This is a genomic window from Streptomyces sp. NBC_01241, assembly GCF_041435435.1.
Classification (GTDB): domain Bacteria; phylum Actinomycetota; class Actinomycetes; order Streptomycetales; family Streptomycetaceae; genus Streptomyces.
The window spans coordinates 5,586,186-5,604,083 of the sequence record NZ_CP108494.1 but is presented as its reverse complement, the minus strand read 5'-3'; the positions used below and the strand labels follow the sequence as shown (position 1 = coordinate 5,604,083).

16 protein-coding genes are annotated in these 17,898 nt (G+C 70.2%); 1 reads left to right on the top strand and 15 read right to left on the bottom strand.

Features of this window, described 5'->3' with window-relative positions; translation table 11 throughout:
* Positions 1-85: 85 nt before the first annotated feature.
* The 9 genes from OG306_RS25235 to OG306_RS25195 form a co-directional block, all read right to left on the bottom strand.
* Entirely contained in the window at positions 86-631 is a 546-nt protein-coding gene (locus tag OG306_RS25235) for an SMI1/KNR4 family protein (protein ID WP_371665634.1), read from the bottom strand.
* A gap of 202 nt (positions 632-833) precedes the next feature.
* Positions 834-1,445, bottom strand: a complete 612-nt coding sequence (locus OG306_RS25230) for a response regulator transcription factor (RefSeq protein WP_266748346.1) — start codon at positions 1,443-1,445, stop codon at positions 834-836.
* Entirely contained in the window at positions 1,442-2,626 is a 1,185-nt protein-coding gene (locus OG306_RS25225; protein WP_371665633.1) for a sensor histidine kinase, read from the bottom strand. The genes OG306_RS25230 and OG306_RS25225 overlap by 4 nt, the downstream gene beginning before the upstream one ends.
* Positions 2,623-3,378, bottom strand: coding sequence for an ABC transporter permease (locus OG306_RS25220; RefSeq protein ID WP_371665632.1), 756 nt, complete (start codon positions 3,376-3,378; stop codon positions 2,623-2,625). Before OG306_RS25220 ends, OG306_RS25225 begins: the two co-directional genes overlap by 4 nt.
* A complete protein-coding gene (locus tag OG306_RS25215; protein ID WP_266748344.1) occupies positions 3,372-4,310 on the bottom strand; it encodes an ABC transporter ATP-binding protein in 939 nt (312 codons plus the stop codon). Before OG306_RS25215 ends, OG306_RS25220 begins: the two co-directional genes overlap by 7 nt.
* Positions 4,311-4,542: 232 nt before the next feature.
* Entirely contained in the window at positions 4,543-6,591 is a 2,049-nt protein-coding gene (locus tag OG306_RS25210; RefSeq protein WP_266905526.1) for a hypothetical protein, read from the bottom strand.
* A 175-nt stretch (positions 6,592-6,766) separates the two neighbouring features.
* Positions 6,767-7,213, bottom strand: coding sequence for a DUF6113 family protein (locus OG306_RS25205; protein ID WP_266748342.1), 447 nt, complete (start codon positions 7,211-7,213; stop codon positions 6,767-6,769).
* On the bottom strand, positions 7,210-8,214 hold the full coding sequence (gene mshB, locus OG306_RS25200) for an N-acetyl-1-D-myo-inositol-2-amino-2-deoxy-alpha-D-glucopyranoside deacetylase (RefSeq protein WP_266748341.1): 1,005 nt from the start codon (positions 8,212-8,214) through the stop codon (positions 7,210-7,212). Before mshB ends, OG306_RS25205 begins: the two co-directional genes overlap by 4 nt.
* Before the next feature lie 79 nt (positions 8,215-8,293).
* The gene (locus OG306_RS25195; protein WP_093896879.1) at positions 8,294-8,488 is read right to left on the bottom strand and encodes a hypothetical protein; all 195 of its coding nucleotides are present in this window, start codon (positions 8,486-8,488) and stop codon (positions 8,294-8,296) included.
* Between the two features lie 174 nt (positions 8,489-8,662).
* Between OG306_RS25195 and OG306_RS25190 the strand changes: the two genes are divergently transcribed.
* Positions 8,663-10,795 carry a S9 family peptidase gene (locus tag OG306_RS25190; protein ID WP_266748340.1) on the top strand — a complete coding sequence of 711 codons (2,133 nt, stop codon included), beginning with the start codon at positions 8,663-8,665 and terminating at the stop codon, positions 10,793-10,795.
* Positions 10,796-10,821: 26 nt separating this feature from the next.
* On the opposite strand, the gene OG306_RS25185 is transcribed toward OG306_RS25190, so the two are convergent.
* The 6 genes from OG306_RS25185 to OG306_RS25160 all read right to left on the bottom strand — a co-directional run bounded on the left by OG306_RS25185 (position 10,822) and on the right by OG306_RS25160 (position 17,898).
* A complete protein-coding gene (locus OG306_RS25185) occupies positions 10,822-11,823 on the bottom strand; it encodes a hypothetical protein (RefSeq protein WP_266905530.1) in 1,002 nt (333 codons plus the stop codon).
* Between the two features lie 198 nt (positions 11,824-12,021).
* Entirely contained in the window at positions 12,022-13,266 is a 1,245-nt protein-coding gene (locus tag OG306_RS25180) for an ABC transporter ATP-binding protein (protein ID WP_266748338.1), read from the bottom strand.
* Positions 13,256-14,233 (bottom strand): ABC transporter ATP-binding protein, encoded by a 978-nt coding sequence (locus OG306_RS25175; protein ID WP_266748337.1) that lies wholly within the window; start codon positions 14,231-14,233, stop codon positions 13,256-13,258. Before OG306_RS25175 ends, OG306_RS25180 begins: the two co-directional genes overlap by 11 nt.
* Positions 14,234-14,246: 13 nt before the next feature.
* Positions 14,247-15,221, bottom strand: a complete 975-nt coding sequence (locus OG306_RS25170; protein WP_266748336.1) for an ABC transporter permease — start codon at positions 15,219-15,221, stop codon at positions 14,247-14,249.
* Positions 15,214-16,137: an ABC transporter permease gene (locus OG306_RS25165; protein WP_266748335.1), complete on the bottom strand. Its 924-nt coding sequence runs from the start codon at positions 16,135-16,137 to the stop codon at positions 15,214-15,216. The genes OG306_RS25170 and OG306_RS25165 overlap by 8 nt, the downstream gene beginning before the upstream one ends.
* Positions 16,138-16,257: 120 nt before the next feature.
* Positions 16,258-17,898: a peptide ABC transporter substrate-binding protein gene (locus OG306_RS25160; RefSeq protein ID WP_266748334.1), complete on the bottom strand. Its 1,641-nt coding sequence runs from the start codon at positions 17,896-17,898 to the stop codon at positions 16,258-16,260.

Here is a 17,898-nt window from a genome sequence, read left to right as displayed (position 1 = left end):
GGTTTCCGCGGGAATCGGCAGCAGCCCGTACCTGATACGCGCGGCGCCCCCGACCAGCCCGGTCGGAGGCGCCGCGTATTCCTGGTCAGTCGTCTTCCCCGGGCGCATGAGGCCGCCATACGCCTCGTTCCAGCTTGTCCGCCGCGTCCTCGAGAAACGCCGACAGCACTGGCCCTTCGGGCACGGTCCGGTCCTTGTGATTCCAGAGACCGACCTGTCCGTAGTTGTCGCCGGGCGTGGCGTTGACGAACAGCCCGGTGAACCCGTCGGGGTCGTAGGCCGCGAACGGAATCCACGTGCGGTCGTAGAACTCCAGCCTCGTATGGAAGCCGTACAGAAGTCGTGCCGCTGACGCGGAGACGAAGGTGTCGCCCTCCGGCAGAAAGGCACGTGCCATGGCTTCCTCCTCCGGGTCGCCCCAGGCCATCGGACCGCCACTGCCGTTGCTGCACAGCCACAGGGCCTGCAGTCCCGGGGGCAGAGCGCTGCCCGTCGCCGCTTCGAGCTCTGCGAGCTCCTCGGGCCCGGCGCCCGGCTGCAGGGTGGCGTACGAGACCGGGGCGTGCCCGCGCAGCCAGGCTTGTATCCGATTCCACGCGGTGGTGACACGCGCCGGTTCGTCGGTGGTCATGAGGCCCGATGGAGCGAAAAGGCACGATGCGCTCGTAGTTCCGGACCGAGCTGATGCAACCGGCCTTCGGCCGGCCGGGCATCAGCGTGCGCGAAGCCGCCGAGTCCCCGCGTGTGCAGCCCCGCGGCGTGAGTACCTCGGTGAGCAAGCCCGCCACGGTTCGGCCGCCGACCGACGAAGTGCCGGGCCGGCTGCTGGAACCTCACAACCAGCCCTTCTCGCGGGCGATGCGGACCGCCTCCGCACGGTTGCGGACCGCCAGTTTCTGGATCGCCATCGAGAGGTAGTTGCGGACCGTGCCCTGGGAGAGATGGAGCGCGGCCGCTATCTCCGCGTTCGTGGAGCCGTCCGCCGCCGTGCGCAGCACATCGCGTTCGCGGTCGGTGAGCGGGTTCGCCCCGTCGGCGAGCGCGGCGGCCGCGAGGGTGGGGTCGATGACGCGCTCCCCGGCGAGCACCTTCCGTACCGCCGAGGCCAGTTGGGCGGCCGGGGCGTCCTTCACCAGAAAGGCGTCGGCGCCCGACTCCATGGCGCGGCGCAGGTAGCCGGGGCGGCCGAAGGTGGTGACGACGACGACCTTCACGGCCGGGAGTTCGCGCCGCAGGGCCGCCGCCGCGTCGATGCCCGTCATGCCCGGCATCTCGATGTCCAGGAGCGCCACGTCGATGCGGTGCTCGTGGGCCGCGGCGAGCACCTCGTCCCCGCGGGCGACCTGGGCCACCACCTCGATGTCGGGTTCCAGGCCGAGGAGTGCCGCGAGGGCCTCGCGCACCATGGACTGGTCCTCGGCGAGGAGGAGTCTGATCACGCTCATTCCGTGGATCCTAGGCCGGATCCGAGCGGAACGGTCAGGGTCAGGGTGAAGCCTTTGCCGGATCCGGAGCGGGAGTTGCCGGCCGGGGCGATCAGCGTGCCGTCGACCGTGGCGAGGCGTTCGGTGATGCCGGTGAGGCCGTTGCCCGGTTCCGTTCCCGAGGCGCCGACGCCGTCGTCCGCGACGGTGAGTTCGAGGACCTTGCCGTCGAGGGTCTGGCGCGGGTCGAGCGTGACGGTGCAGTGCCGGGCGCCGCTGTGGCGTACGACGTTGGTGACGGCTTCGCGCAGTGCCCAGGCGAGCACCTCCTCCGGCTTCTCGGGGAGGTCCTCGGGAGCCTCGGCGGGGATGTCGCCGGTGATGCCCGCGGCGGCGAGTGCGGTACGGGCTCCGGCCAGTTCACCGGGGAGGGTCGGACGGCGGTAGCCGGTGACGGCGCCGCGTACGTCGACCAGGGCCTGGCGGCTGACCCGTTCGATGTCCGCGACCTGCGCGGCGGCCTGCTCCGGATGGTCGGGGAGCATCCGCCCGGCCAGCTCGCTCTTGAGCGTGATGAGCGAGAGCGAGTGGCCGAGCAGGTCGTGCAGATCGCGGGCCAGCCGCAGCCGCTCCTCGTTGGCGGCGAGCTGGGCGACGGTCGCGCGGGCCTCGCGGAGCTGGATCGTCGTACGGATCATCTGTCGTACGCCGGTCATCGCGAAGCCGCCGAGGAGCGACGGGAAGACCAGGGCGGTGATGATCTCGCGGGGGTGGTCGTCGGTGAGGCCGAGGAGGACCAGGACGGCGACGACCGCGGGAATCAGCCAGCGGGCGGTCCGCAGCGGCAGTGTGGCGCCGACGGAGACCGCCACGTACACGAAGAGGACCAGCCACGCGGTGCCGAGCGTCAGGAACAGAATGATGGCGAGGGTGCCGAGGAAGGCGATCGAGGACTGGACGACGCGCCGGTCGAGGGCCTTCGACGTGTGGCGGAAGACCAGCACCAGATAGGCGCCGACGAAGACCAGCAGACCCAGTACGCCCAGCGCGGTGCCCCACGGGGTGTGGTGGCCGTCGGCCAGGTCCTTGACCGGGGCGCTCATGAACGCGAGCCAGACACCGATCCAGAGCAGCTTGATCCAGACCTGCCGACGGCCCGTCGGCGGGCGCCCGACACCCACGTACTCCTCCTCGTCGTTCACGCCTTCAGGGTGTCCTTCCGGTAGAGCCAGGCCGCTCCGCCCGCGAAGATCAGGAAGTAGACGCAGAGGACGGCGACGTCCTTGCCGTGCGGCGACCCGCCCATTTCGATCGCCTGACCGAGAGAAGCGTACGCGTGTGTGGGCAGCCATTCGGAAATGTTCTGGAGCCACTGCGGGAAGGTCGCGCTGGGCATCCACAGACCGCCGAGGATGGAGAGCCCGAAGTAGATGATCATCGTGATCGGACGGACCGCGTCACCGCTGGCGATGTAGCCGATGGCGACCCCGAGCGCGGCGAAGACCAGCGAACCGGCCCAGATGACCCCGGTCAGCGCGAACCACTGCCAGGTATCCAGCCGTACGTGTTTGACGGTGGCGGCGACCAGGAACACGACCACGATGCAGGGCAGGGTGACCATCGCCGCACTGGCGATCTTCGCCAGGACGTAGCCGCGACCGGGCAGTGCGGTGAGCCGGAGCTGGCGGACCCAGCCCTTCTCACGCTCCTTGGCGATGCGTTCGCTGTTGCCCATGAGGACGGCGGTCAGCGCGCCGAAGGAGGCCATCGAGACCATGAAGAAGGCCTGGAGGGTGAGGTCGCTGTCGGGGACCATGTCCGTGGTGTTCCGGGTGCCGGAGATCAACAGGTAGATCACCGACGGGTAGATGACCGAGAAGAACATGAACTTCTTGTTCCGCAGGGTGCGGGTCACTTCGAGCCGGATGAGGGCCCACGAGAAGAAATTCAGCACTGGGTCCTGGCCTCCTCGGCCTCGGTGATGGCGACGAAGGCCTGCTCCAGGCCGAGTCCCGCGACTTCGAGTTCGCGCGGGTAGAGGCCGAGCCCGTAGACCGCGTGGACGGTCGCGTCGGCGTTGTGCGACTGGATGCGGACCCGGTTGCCGCTGATGTCGAGCGTGGACAGGAACGGCAGGCCGCGCAGGGCCGCCTCGTCGACCGGGCCCTCCAGCTCGAAGGAGATCCGGCGGGCCCCGGCCTTCGCCTTGATCTCGGCGGCGGTGCCGTCGGCCAGCAGCCGGCCCTTGTGGAGGACGAGGACGCGGTCGGCGATCGCGTCGGCCTCTTCGAGGTAGTGGGTGGCGAACAGGACGGTGCGGCCCTGCTCGGCCTGCTCGCGCATGGTGGCCCAGAAGGCCTGGCGGGCCGTGACGTCCATGCCGGTGGTCGGCTCGTCGAGGACGATCAGGTCGTTGGCCCCGGCGGTGGCGAGCGCGAACCGTACGCGCTGCTCCTGGCCGCCGGAGAGCTTGTTGACCATGCGGTCGGCGATCTGCGCGATACCGGCGCGGGACAGCACCTCGCCCACCGGGTGGGGCCTGGGGTGCAGATCGCAGGCGAGGCGGACGAGTTCGCCGACGGTGACGTCCTCCATCAGGCCGCCGCTCTGCAGCATCGCGCCGACGCGGCCTGCGGCGATGGCGCCCTGCGGGGTGGTGCCGAAGACCCGGACCGAACCGGAGTCCGCGGTGCGCAGGCCGAGGAGCAGATCCAGGGTGGAGGACTTTCCGGCGCCGTTGGGGCCGAGGAGCGCCACGGTCTCGCCGGGGTGCAGATCGAGGGTGAGTCCGTCGACGGCGCACACCGTCCCGTACGCCTTGCTGACCCGGTCGAAGCGGACCACGGCGGTCTTGGCTCCGGTGGTCTCGGGGGCTGTCGTTGTCATGCGTTCAGAGTGGCGGAGCGGGGGGTGGGCCCGGCAGGGCCGCGGGTCGTGGAAACGGGATGACAGATGTCATGCGGAATGCGTGACGCCGGTGGCGGGGCGGGCGGCCGGGCGGGCGGCCGGAGCACTGTGGGCGCTGCGCCCGCCCGGACACGGCGCCGCCCCCGGCCGGGGGTCCGGACGGGGGCGGAGCGGTGTACAGAAGTACGGGTGTGCAGGTGTACGGGTGCGGTTATCCGTTGCCGCCGAGGTCGATCGTGACGGTCCGAGCGACGGGGTCCTTGCCGACCAGCGCGGTCTGCATGGCGGCCGCCACGTCGTCCGCGCCGAGCTGGTGCTTCTTGCCGTCGCCCTTGGTGACCATGATGCCGTCGAAGACGCCTTCGCAGAGGGTGTCGATGGCCTTCTTGTCGTAGTGCTCGACCAGCCGGCCGTTGACCGGCACCATCGTCAGGATCTTCGGCAGCGACTTGGCCGGGCCGAACTGGATCTGCTTGGGACCGGCCTTGATGGTGATCAGGCCGGACATCGCGGGCTGCGCGAATTCCTTCATCGCCCGGTCCAGTTCGGCCTGGCTGATGGTGGGTTCGCGGCTGGTGACGGGCAGTTGGACGGTGGCCGTCCGGCCGGTCTCCACCTGGGCCCGGTACGCGTCGCGCACCGAGATCAGCGACTTGTTGACGTCCAGCGCCTTGCCCGCCTTGCCGGGTACGGCGACGGCCTTGCCCGGCTCGAAGCGGATCGTGCCGTCGTTGGCCGAGCCGGAGACGCCCGCCAGGTCCGTGAGCGCGACCCCGAGCTTCTCCTCGTCCACCGGGATCACCGGGTCGACGACGCGCTTGCTGCCGAAGAGGGAGCCGATGACGGAGAGCGGGTTGTAGTCGCTGCCCGCGGCCGAGCGCACGGTCTCCTGGCTGTCCAGGCCGAGCCCCGCCTTGTCCGGTGCGAGCTCGGTCTTCTTGCCGTCCACGGACAGTTGGAGGGGGGCCTGGGCGCGCTTGCCGAGGGCGGTGTCCAACTTCGCGACGCCCTCCTCCTTCGTGCCGCCGCCGATGTCGACGCCGAGGACCGTGGTGCCCTTGGGGACGTCGGAGTGGTTCATCAGCAGCCCGGCGCCGTACGCGACACCGAGCAGGACGACAACACCGGCGCAGAGGAGGACCAGCTTGGAGCGGCCCTTCTTCTTCGCGGGCGGGGTCGGCGAGGCGCGGCGCGCGGCGGGACCGGGCGACGGGGTCGCGGGACCGCCGGGCCCGGCCGGACCGGTGCCCATCGCGTCGTCCGCGAGACCGGGCGTCAGGTCGGGCCGCCCACCGCCGGGGCCGCCCGCGAACGGGGACGGGGGCGGGAACGGCGAGCGGTGCTCCGGCGGGACGACGGGGATGCCGCTGGTGAGCGTGTCACCGGAGACGTTGCCGCCCCGGCCGGCCGGGGCCGGGGCCGGCGACTGGGGCGTCAGCACCGCCGTGTCGTCGGACATACGCCCGGGCACGCCACCGGGGGCGCCGGGACCCTGGCCCTGCGGGCCCGCGGAACCCCCGGGGCCCGCCATGTCGAAGCCGCCCGCCCGGTCGAGGTTCGGCGTCAGGGCCGACGTGCCGGTGACGCCCGTGGTCGGTCCGGAGGGGCCGGGTGTACGCACGCCGAGGTCGGGCGTGGGACGCGGGCCGCCGGACGTGCCGGGGCGGGGCGCGTCCTGCTCGCCCGTGCGCTGGGGACCGTCCGAGAAGTACGGCAGGTCGGCGCGGGGCGGGGTGGGCGCGGCGGCCTTGGGGCCGTCGGCGCCACCGGGCGCGCCGGAGCCGACGACCGAGGTGTTCGTGGGGGTTTTGCGCGGGGCGAACCAGTCGCTGCCGCTCTTCTCCCTGGCCGGCTTCTCGGCAGCCGGTTCCGCCCTCGCAGAACCGGGTCTTGCCTCGGCGGCCGGTGCGGTGTCGGCCGTGTCCGACGCACCGCTCGGCGCGGGCGAGGCGGGGCGCGGGATGCTGCTCGTGCGCTCGGCTTCGGTGGCGTCGGCTTCACTCATGGGCGTACGCATGACGACGGGCGGGATGGGACGCGAGCCCGGGATGTTGATCCGGATGCGCGTCGTCAGTGTCGTCTCGGTCCTCGGCTCTTCGGACCGAGGCGGTTCCGCAGGCTCCGGGGCCCCCTCCGGGGCGTCCTGCGAAGGGTGCAACGACGGATACTGGCGGGATCCGTACGGCGGCGTCCCCGAGGGGTACGCGGCTCCTCCACGCCCCTGGGGCCCGGAGGACGAACTGTCAGTTTCACGACTCAAAGCAGGTTCTCCCGATTGGCTCCGCCGCCCGTACTTCCCCCATGCCGCAGGCCAGGGGACGGCTCGGCGCGCGAACCACTTTACTGGCCGCCGCCGGCAGACACCGCGCCACCGGGGCAAACGGCTGCGCGACCGCCGGACGGACAAGGGGCATTACGGGATCGGACGTGGCACATTACTTGCCAGGTCGGCCGCTGTCGGCGTCCGTTCGCGGCGACCGCGACATGGTGGCACAGATCACAGCGACGACCATCCCGCCCAGCATGAAGAGGGTGAGGCCCAGTTCATCGCCGAAAACATAGTCGCCTTCCGGCCGTCCGCCGAGCAGCACGACGACCGAAATCAGCCAGCCCGCGGCCGGGGCCAGGGCGCCGAGCTGGGTGCCGAAGACGCAGCGCCCGCCGTAGAACAGTCCGGCGCACGCGGCCAGCGCGAGCAGTAATCCGGCGGGGAACCAGGCCGCTTGGACCAGTGCCCCGGCGATCCCGACGAGCGCGCCGAGGACGGCGAGGCCCACATAGGCGGCGATCCGCCCGGGGTTGAGGGGCGCGGCGAGCCCGGTGGCCGCGGTGCCCTTGGCGGGCGTGCCCGTGCGCGGCGTGCGCTGCTTGCCGTCGCTCATCGCTCGGCTCCCGACACGTCGGCTCCGTGCACGCCCGCTTCCCGTGCGTCCGCTTCCGGTGCGTCGGCCCCTGCTGTGTCCGCTTCCGGTACGCCCGCCCGCGGTGCGTCCGCTTCCGGCAGTCCGGCGAACAGGTCGTCCTCGCGGGCCCCTTGAGTGGCCCCGGAGGCGCCGCGTACCAACTCGTAGTACTCGGTGGTGAAGACGGGCTGGCCGAGGTCGTTCGAGAGAGCGAAGAAGGGCCCGTCGACGACGATCTGGGTGGCATGGGCCCGCATCGCGGCGCTCTTGGCGGCCGCGTGGGCCGAGCCGTCGATCCGCGCGGTGATCCTCGTGTCGTCGACCACACCCGGTACGTCGTCGAGGGCGGCGATCCCCGGGAAGGCGTCCGGCGCCGTCTCCCGCAGGCGCGCGAAGCCCGCTTCGGCCACCGTGCGCGGCACCCGGTTCCAGTAGATCTTTTCGATGGTGTGCGGGGCGTCCGGTCCCGTGCGGTACGCCGGGTCGGCGGCCAGCTCCGCCGCCCGCATCGCGACGCGGTGCGCCTGGATGTGGTCGGGGTGCCCGTAGCCGCCGTCGGGGTCGTACGTCACGAGGACCTGTGGGCGCACCGAGCGGATCACCTCCACGAGGTACCCGGCGGCGGCGTCCACGTCCGCGTCCCAGAAGGCGCCGGGACGGTGGTTCTGCTCGGCGCCCATCATTCCGGAGTCGCGGAAGCGGCCGGGGCCGCCGAGGAAGCGGTGGTCGGTGACCCCCAGCTCCTTCATCGCCGCGGCGAGTTCACCCTGGCGGTAGGGGCCCAGGGTGTCGTCCCGGTCCGCCGCGAGATGGGCGAGGGCGGGCAGGATGATCTCGCCCTCCTCGCCGAGTGTGCAGGTCACCAGGGTCACCTGGGCACCCTCGGCCGCGTACCTGGCCATGGTGGCGCCGTTGTTGATCGACTCGTCGTCGGGGTGCGCGTGCACCAGAAGCAGACGCCGGGCGGGATGGTCCGTCATGGGGACCACCCTACGAGCCCGGCGCCTCGGGCCCTGACCGCACACCGGCCGACCACAGGCAGCAGCACGAAACCGGGGCTCAGAACTTGAGGCTTCCGATCATGCCGGCCACATTCGTGGTCAGGTTCGAGATGCTGGGTGCAATGGACGAGCTGGCGAGATAGAAACCGAGCAGCGCGCAGACCACCGCATGTCCGCCCTTCAGTCCGGATTTCCGGATCAACAGGAAGACGACGATCGCCAGCAGCACCACCGCCGAAATCGAGAGTGCCACGGCGGTTCACCTCCATCAGTCCATCAGTACGGTCGGATCGGTCAGCACACACGGAGCCAGCAGGTTCATACCCACCGAGCGCTACGGATCATAACTATCCGTCGCACCGCATTGATCGGGGCACAGCAGCACGAGGGGCGCACGACCGGGTGGTCGGGGGCTAGGTTCGAGCCCATGACTTCGCAGAAGATCTCGTTTCCCCGCCAGCACGCCAGGACGATGCGATTCACCCTCGGCGCTCCCCGCGCGTTCACCGTTTCACCCGACGGTGAGCGGGTGATCTTCCTGCGGTCGGGCTCGGGCACGGACCGGGCGGGCCGGCTGTGGGTGCTGGACCTGCCGGAGGGCGGGGCGCCGAAGGAGCGCGTCGTCGCCGATCCCGGGACGCTGCTGGGCGGTTCGGCGGAGCGACTGTCGGCGCAGGAGCGGGCCCGGCGCGAGCGCAGCCGTGAGGGCTCCTCGGGGATCGTCGGCTACGCGGTGGACGCGGCGGCCGAGTTGGCCGCGTTCGCGCTCTCCGGGAAGGTGTACGTCGCGGAGTTGCGGGCGGGCACGGCGCGGGCGCTGCCGGTGCCCGGTCCGGTGATCGACCCGCGGCCCTCGCCGGACGGGCGGCACATCGCGTACGTGTCCAAGGGCGCGCTGCGCGTCGTGGGCGCCGACGGCGACGGGGACCGGGCGCTCGCGGAGCCGGAGGGGGAGAACGTCTCGTACGGTCTGGCGGAGTTCATCGCGGCCGAGGAAATGCAGCGCTCGCGGGGCTTCTGGTGGTCGCCGGAGTCGGACCGGCTGCTGGTCGCGCGGGTCGACGACAGTCCCGTACAGCGGTGGTGGATCGCGGATCCCGCGCACCCGGACCGCAGGCCCGCCGAGGTCGCCTACCCGGCGGCGGGGACGCCCAACGCCGAGGTGCGGCTCTTCGTGACGGGCCTGGACGGCAGCCGTACCGAAGTGGTCTGGGACCGGGCACGCCATCCGTATCTGGCTCAGGTGCACTGGTCGTCGGACGGGGCTCCGCTGCTCCTCGTACAGGCACGTGACCAGCAGAGCCAGCTGTTCCTCGCGGTGGACACGGAGACCGGGACGACGCAGACGGTGCATGTCGACGAGGACCCGGTCTGGCTGGAAATCTTCCCCGGCGTGCCCGCCTGGGCGCCGGACGGGCGGCTCGTGCGGATCGCGGACGAGGGCGGGGCGCGGGTGCTGGCGGTCGGCGACCGGCTGCTGACCGGGGCGCAGTTGCAGCTCAAGGCGGTGCTGGACATCGGTGATTCGGATGTCCTGGTGTCGGCGTCGGCGGGCGAGGAGGCCGCGGAGCCGGAGATCGGCGAGTGCCATGTGTACCGGGTCAACGAACTGGGTATCGAGCGGATCTCCGAAGGGGCGGGGGTGCATTCGGCGGTCCGCGCCGGCGGGGTGACGGTGCTGGTCTCCCAGTCCCTGGACCGGCCGGGAGCCCGTGCCGAGGTGCTCCGGGGCGGCAAGCGGATCGCCACCGTGGCGAGCTTCGCGCAGGATCCGGTCCTGTCGGCACGGGTGCACCTCACCGAAGGGGGCGCACGGCGAATTCCGTGCGCCGTGCTGCTCCCCGACGGGTACAAGGAATCGGACGGTCCGCTTCCGGTCCTCATGGATCCGTACGGCGGACCGCACGGCCGGCGGGTGCTCGCCGCCCACAATCCGCATCTGACGTCACAGTGGTTCGCCGATCAGGGCTTCGCGGTGGTCGTCGCGGACGGCCGTGGCACGCCGGGTCGTTCACCGGGCTGGGAGAAGGCCGTCAAGGACAACATCGCCCTCACCGTGGACGACCAGATCGAGGCGCTGCACGCGCTGGCCGGGCGGTTCCCGCTGGATCTCGGCAGGGTGGCGATCCGCGGCTGGTCGTTCGGCGGATATCTGGCGGCGCTGGCCGTGCTACGGCGGCCGGATGTCTTCCACGCGGCGGTGGTGGGCGCTCCGGTGACCGACCAGCGGCTGTACGACACCCACTACACCGAACGCTACCTCGGCGACCCGGCGAAGCAGCCGGAGGTGTACGCGCACAACTCGGTGCTGACGGACGACGGACTCTCCGAGGCCGCCGACGAGGTCCGGCCGATGATGATCATCCATGGTCTGGCGGACGACAACGTGGTGGTCGCGCACTCGCTGAAGCTGTCGTCGGCGCTGCTGTCGGCGGGTCGCCCGCACGAGGTGCTGCCGCTCAGCGGGGTGACGCACATGACGCCGCAGGAGCAGGTCGCGGAGAATCTGCTGCTGCTCCAAGTAGACTTCCTGAAGCGGTCGTTGGGGCTGCTGGCCTGACCGTCTCCGAGCCGGCCGGTCCCCCGTCACCAGCCCGGCGGCGGCTGGGACGGGGGCGGCGGGCCGAAGACGCCGGGCCGCGGATAGCCGTACCCCTGCCCATAGCCCTGGTGGGGCTGGGCGGGGGTGTCCGCGATGCCCCGCCGGGCCAGCACGATGAGCACCACCGCTCCGACGACGACTTCGAAGAGCCAGGTCAGTACGGTGAGTTGCTCCTCGACCGGCAGATCACCGAAGTGGTCGAGGAAGTCGTAGTGCACGGCGCGGGCCACTCCCAGCACGCCGGCGGACAGCAGCGCACCGGCCGCGATCAGGCCGAACGGCCGCGCGTGCACGGCGCGGCCGAGCGCGCTCGTCCCCGCGTACAGACAGAGCAGCGCGACGAGCGCACTGCTCCAGCCCGGCGGAGGGTCGGTCAGCGCCTGCATCACCCGGTTCCCGCCCAGGAACCAGTCGGGGTAGCTCTCGGGGAACCGCACGGCCTGGCGGATCTCCCAGGCGATCACGAGCGCTCCGGCAGCGCCCAGCAGCAGAAAGGCGCTCACCCCGGCGCCCTGGCCCGGACGGCCCGGGGTGGCCTCGGAGAAGTCGCGCGGCGGCCTGCGCCCGGCCCCCGCCGTGATGATCAGCGCGACGCCCGCCGCGAGGGCCACGAAGGCGCAGACGACGGCGCGGGTGCGGAGGCCGTCGGAGTACGCGGCGTCCATCGGGGCCTCACCGATGTTCCAGAGTCCGGGGAGCCGCATGGCGAGGGTGACCACTCCGGTGGCGACCAGCGCGGTCGCGGCCACCGAGGACCGCAGGGCGGCGACGGCGGCGACCACGTACGCCACGAGCAGCATCACGTCGTCGGCCGAGGTGGTGGGCGGCGCCGATGGCCGCACCTCGTAGTAGCCCGCCCAGTACTTCCACAACCGCCCCGGATCGTCGACGGCCTGGAGATCCCGTACGAGCCAGCCCGCGACGATCACCGCGAGCAGGACGCAGAGGACAGCGCCGGTGATCCTTGCTCCGCGCGTGAGTATCACACGATCGATACTCCCCCGGCCCGCGCCCGCCGGACAAGAGGATCGCCCGGATGATGCCTGAACGGGCAGTCGGCCGGGGAGACTTGAAAGCCACCCGGCCGGTCCACGGCACCCGCACGGCCGTACGACGACCATCGTGGCGTGTTCGTATATCGGAGGTGGGACGGCCGGGTTGCCCGCGCGTCAGCACGTTCGCGGTCAGCGGGCCCGGCTGCTCCCGGACGGCGACGGCCCGTCCTCCTGCCCCGCGGCGCCCGAGGATCCCGCCTCGCCCTCCTCCTCCGCCGCGTCGGCCTTTCCCGGCAGTTCCTCCGGCGACTCCCCCGGCAGTACCTCCGTCGGCTCCGTCGGCTCCGTCGGCAGCTCCCCCGGCGTCTCCAGCAGCCCCTCCGGCGGCACCACCCGCTTCTCCTCCGCGAAGTGACAGGCCGAGTCGTGCATGGCCGGGGTGTCCGTCAGCCGGAAGACCGCCGGAACCGCCAGCAGCGGCACCTCCAGTGCGCACCGCTCCTGTGCCTTCCAGCAGCGGGTGCGGAAGGGGCAGCCGGAGGGCGGGTTGGCGGGCGAGGGGACGTCGCCGTGCAGGATGATCCGCTCCCGGTGCTCGCGCGCCATCGGGTCCGGCACCGGGACGGCGGACAGCAGTGCCTGGGTGTACGGATGTGTGGGGTGGTCGTAGATCTGCTCGTCGGTGCCGATCTCGACGATCCGGCCCAGGTACATCACGCCGACCCGGTCGGAGATGTGCCGGACGATCGACAGGTCGTGCGCGATGAAGACGTAACTCAGCCGGAACTCCGACTGGAGCCGGTCCAGCAGGTTGACGACCTGTGCCTGCACGGAGACGTCGAGGGCGGAGACGGGTTCGTCGGCGACGATGATCTCGGGGTTCAGGGCCAGGCCGCGGGCGATGCCGATGCGCTGGCGCTGGCCGCCGGAGAACTGGTGCGGATAGCGGTTGATGTACTCCGGGTTGAGCCCGACGACGTCCAGCAGGTCCTGGACCCTGCGGCGCCGGTCGCCCTTCGGGGCCACCTCGGGGTGGATCTCGTACGGCTCCCCGATGATGTCACCGACCGTCATCCGGGGGTTGAGGGAGGTGTACGGGTCCTGGAACACCATCTGGATGTTGCGGCGCACGGCCTTCAGGGCGCGCCCCGACAGCTTGGTGATGTCCTCGCCCTTGTACTTGATCGCGCCGGCCGTCGGCTGTTCCAGATGGACCAGCATCCTGGCCATGGTCGACTTGCCGCAGCCCGACTCCCCCACGATGCCGAGCGTCTCGCCCGCCGCCAGGTCGAAGGAGACCCCGTCGACCGCCTTGACGGCGCCGATCTGCTTCTTGATCAGGATGCCCTGGGTCAGCGGGTAGTGCTTGACGAGATCGCGGACTTCCAGAATGGGTTCGCCGCCCGCGCGGGAGCTCCCCTGTTCAGCGTGCATCGAGCGTCTCCCTCCAGAAATAGCAGGCGCTCTCGCGGTTCTCGGCCACCTCGAACAGCGGCGGTACCTCGCCCCGGCAGATCTCCTGGGCCATCGGGCAGCGCGGGTGGAAGGCGCAGCCGGGCGGGATGCGCAGCAGGTTGGGCGGCAGGCCCTTGATCGCGTACAGCTCCTGGCCCTTCTGGTCCAGGCGCGGGATCGACCGGAGCAGACCCTTGGTGTACGGGTGGGCGGGTGCCCGGTAGATCTCGTGGACGGGGGCGGTCTCGACGATCCGGCCCGCGTACATCACGGCGATGTAATCGGCGACGTCCGCGACCACGCCGAGGTCGTGGGTGATCAGGATCAGGCCCATGTTCAGTTCGCGCTGGAGCTCGGCGAGCAGGTCCATCACCTGGGCCTGGACGGTCACGTCGAGGGCGGTGGTGGGTTCGTCGGCGATGATCAGCGAGGGTTCCAGCGCCATCGCCATGGCGATCATGATGCGCTGGCGCATGCCGCCGGAGAACTGGTGCGGATAGTTCCCGACGCGTTCCCTCGCGGCCGGGATGCGGACCCGGTCCATCAGTTCGACGGCCTTGCGCCTGGCGTCCTTGTGGGACATCCCGCGGTGGACGACGAACATCTCGCCGAGCTGCTCCCCCACGCTGAGCACGGGGTTGAGCGAGGAGAGAGCGTCCTGGAAGATCATGGCCATCTCCTGGCCGCGGATCTTCCGGCGTTCGTCCTTCTTCATCTTCAGCAGGTCCCGGTCCTTGAAAAGGATCTCGCCGCCGCTGATCTTCCCGGGGGGCATGTCGAGGATGCCCATGACGGCCTGTGCGGTGACCGACTTGCCGGAGCCGGATTCGCCGAGGACGGCCAGCGTCTCGCCCTCGGCCACCGAGTAGTTGACCCCATTGACGGCTTTGGCCACCCCGTCGCGGGTGTGGAACTCCACGTGCAGATCGCGCACTTCGAGCAACATGGCAGCGGGCTCCTCAGCGCAGCTTGGGGTCGAGGGCGTCGCGCACCGCGTCGCCGAGCATGATGAACGCGAGCACGGTGACCGCCAGCGCTCCGGCGGGCCAGAGCAGCATGTGCGGGGCGTTGCGGATGTACTGGGAGGCGGCGGAGATGTCGATGCCCCAGGAGACGGCCGGCGGTTTCAGGCCGACGCCGAGGAACGAGAGGGTCGCCTCCAGCGAGATGTACGTACCGAGCGCGATGGTCGCGACGACGATCACCGGCGCGATGGCGTTCGGGGTGATGTGGCGCAGCATCATCCGCGCGTTGGAGGCGCCGAGCGCGCGTGCCGCCTGTACGTAGTCGTTCTGTTTGGCGGTGATCACGGAGCCCCGGGCGATGCGGGCGATCTGCGGCCAGCCCAGCAGCACGATGAAGCCGATCACCGGCCAGACGGTGGAGCTGATGACGACGGAGAGGAAGACCAGGCCGCCGAGGACGACGGGGATGCCGAAGAAGACATCGGTGAGGCGGGAGAGCACGGAGTCCCACCAGCCGCCGAAGAATCCGGCCAGGCCGCCGAGGAAGCCGCCGAGCAGGGTGACGCCCAGGGTGGCGCAGACGCCGACGGTGACGGAGTTCCTGGCGCCGTAGACGGTACGGGTGTAGACGTCGCAGCCCTGTCCGTCGAAGCCGAAGGGGTGGCCGGGCTGGGAGCCCTCCTGGGCCTTGCCCAGGTTGCAGTTCAGGGGGTCCTGATCGGCGATCAGCGACGGCCAGATCGAGATGATCACCAGGAAGAGGATGATCAGCGCGGAGATGAGGAAGACCGGGTTGCGGCGCAGGTCCCGCCAGGCGTCGGACCACAGACTGCGCGGCTTCTCGGCGGGGCCGGTGCCCTCGGGGCCGCCCGGCGTCTTTTCGAGGGTCGCGCCCTCCTCCAGTGCCAGGTCCATGACGCCTCCCGCGCCGGCCGGTGAGATCGCCTCGTCCGGTGTCTGCTCAGGCATAGCGGATCCTCGGGTCGAGAACGGCGTACAGCAGGTCGACGATCAGGTTCGCCGCCAGGAACACGAGGACCAGAATGGTGACGAACCCGACGACGGTCTGAGAGTTCTGGCGCAGGATGCCCTGGTAGAGCTGGTAGCCGACGCCATGGATGTTGAAGATCCGCTCGGTGACGATCGCCCCGCCCATCAGGGCGCCCACGTCCGTACCGATGAAGGTGACGACGGGGATCAGCGAGTTGCGCAGCAGATGCCGGATGACGACGCGGCGCCTGGGCAGTCCCTTGGCGACGGCGGTACGGACGTAGTCGGCACGGGCGTTCTCGGCGATCGAGGTCCGGGTGAGCCGGGTGACGTACGCCAGGGAGACCGAGGCGAGGACGAGTCCCGGGATGAGGAGCTCGTTGAAGGACGCCTCCGGTGAGACGGACGGTTTGATGACGCCCCACTCCACTCCGAGGAGGAGCTGGAGCAGCAGACCGGTGACGAAGGTCGGGACGGAGATGACGACCAGGGTGAGGATGAGCACGGTGGTGTCGATGGGGCGGCCCCGGCGCAGACCGGTGACGACGCCGAGGCTGATGCCGATGACGACTTCGAAGACGATCGCGACGACGGTGAGCCGGATGGTGACGGGGAAGGCGCTGCCCATCAGTTCGGTGACCTTCTGCCCGTTGAACGCGGTGCCGAAGTCGCCGGTGAAGACGTTGCCCATGTAGGTGGCGTATTGCTGCCAGACCGGCTTGTCGAGGCCGAATTCCGACCGGAGTTGGGCTGCGGTCGCCGGGTCGCACTGGCGTTCGCCGCAGAGGCCCGCGATGGGGTCGCCCATCACGTTCACCATGAGGAAGATCAACAGCGTGGCGCCGAAGAAGACCGGGATCATCTGCAGCAGCCGCCGGATCACATAACGTCCCATGAGGGGCTCCGGGGGGTCGCGGGGGCAAAGGCTCGGGCCGGGGAGTGACGCGCCGAGGGGATGCGGAAGCCGGGTGGCCGGTGCGTTCGTTCCTGGCACCGGCCACCCGGCCTCAACGGGTCACTTGACCTTGATCTGCTCGTACACCGGGACGCTGAACTGGTTCAGCGACACATGGGAGACCCGGTCCGAGTACCCGGCGCTGCCGTTCTGGTACCAGAGCGGGATGACGGGCATCTGCTCGACCAGGACCTTCTCCGCGTCCTGGAAGGTCGAGACGGCCTTGGCCTTGTCGGACTCGGCGTTGGCCCTGTTGACGAGGTCGTCGAACTTCTTGCTGCTCCACTTGCCGTCGTTGGAGGAGGCGTCGGTGTAGTACACCGGCTGCAGGAAGTTCTGGATCAGCGGGTAGTCCATCTGCCAGCCGGCCCGCCAGGCGCCTCTCAGCCTCTGCTGGGAGACCTGGCTGCGGAAGTCGGCGAAGGTGCCGACCGGGCCGCCGACGCACGCCTTGTTGTTGCCCATCACCTTGTTGATGCTGTTGCAGACGGCGTCGACCCACTCCTTGTGCGAGCCGGTGTCCGCGTTGTACGAGATCTTGAGCTGGCCGCCGGGGATGCCGCCGCCCTCCTGGATCAGCTTCTTGGCGTTCGCCGCGTTGTACTGGCAGGGCGCGCCGCACAGCCCCTCCTTGAAGCCGCCGTGCGCGCCGAGGACCGGGGAGGTCCAGTCGGAGGCGGGGGTGCGGGTCTTCTGGAAGATCTGGCTGGTGATCTGATCGCGGTTGATCGCCATCGAGAGGCCCTGACGGACCTTGATGCCGCCGGGGGTGTCCCACTTCTTGTCGTAGAAGGGGAAGGCGAGGGTCTGGATGATGCCGGCCGGGGTGTTGATGTACCGGTCGCCGAGGTCCGCCTTGACGTTCTTCAGCTGCGAGGCGGGTACGTCGTCGACGAGATCGAGGTTGCCGGCCGTCAGGTCGGTGTAGGCGGTGTTGCTGTCGGTGTAGACCTTGAGGTCGATGCCGCCGTTCTGCGCCTTGTCGTCCCCGGGGTACTTGTCCCACTTGCGCAGGTTCATCGACGAGCCCTTGGTGTACTTGTCGATGGTGTACGGGCCATTGCCGATCGGCTTGGACACCCAGGCGGCGTGGTCGGTGAAGAAGGCCTTGGGCAGCGGGGCGAAGGCCGGGTAGCCGAGGGTGTCGGGCCACAGCGAGAACTTCTGCATCAGCTTGACGGTGAAGGTCTTGTCGTTGACGAGCTTGAGGCCGGAGAGCGTGTTTGCGGAAGCGTTGCCGGTCGCCGGGTGGACCTTGTCGTATCCGTCGATGTAACCGAAGAAGTACGCGTTCTTCTGATGGCTCTTCAGCAGGGCGCCGTAGTTCCACGCGTCCACGAACGACTTCGCGGTGATCTTCTCGCCGTTACTGAAGGTCCAGCCGTCCTTCACGGTGATCGTGAAGTTCTGGTTGTCCTTGGTGTCGATCTTCTCGGCGAGCATGTTCATGGCCGCGCCGGTCTTCGGGTCGTACCTCTTGAGTCCCCGGAAGATCATGTCGAGGACTTTGCCGCCCTGCACCTCGTTGGTGTTCGCGGGTTCGAGGGGGTTCTGCGGGTCGCCCCAGGAGGAACTCACGATTCCATTGGCCCCACCGCCACCGCCACCACCGCCGCCGCTGCCCCCGCCGCCACAGGCCGTCGCCGCCAGGGCGACGGCCACCGCACATGCGGCCCACTTGGCCTGTGTGGCTCCGCGCAT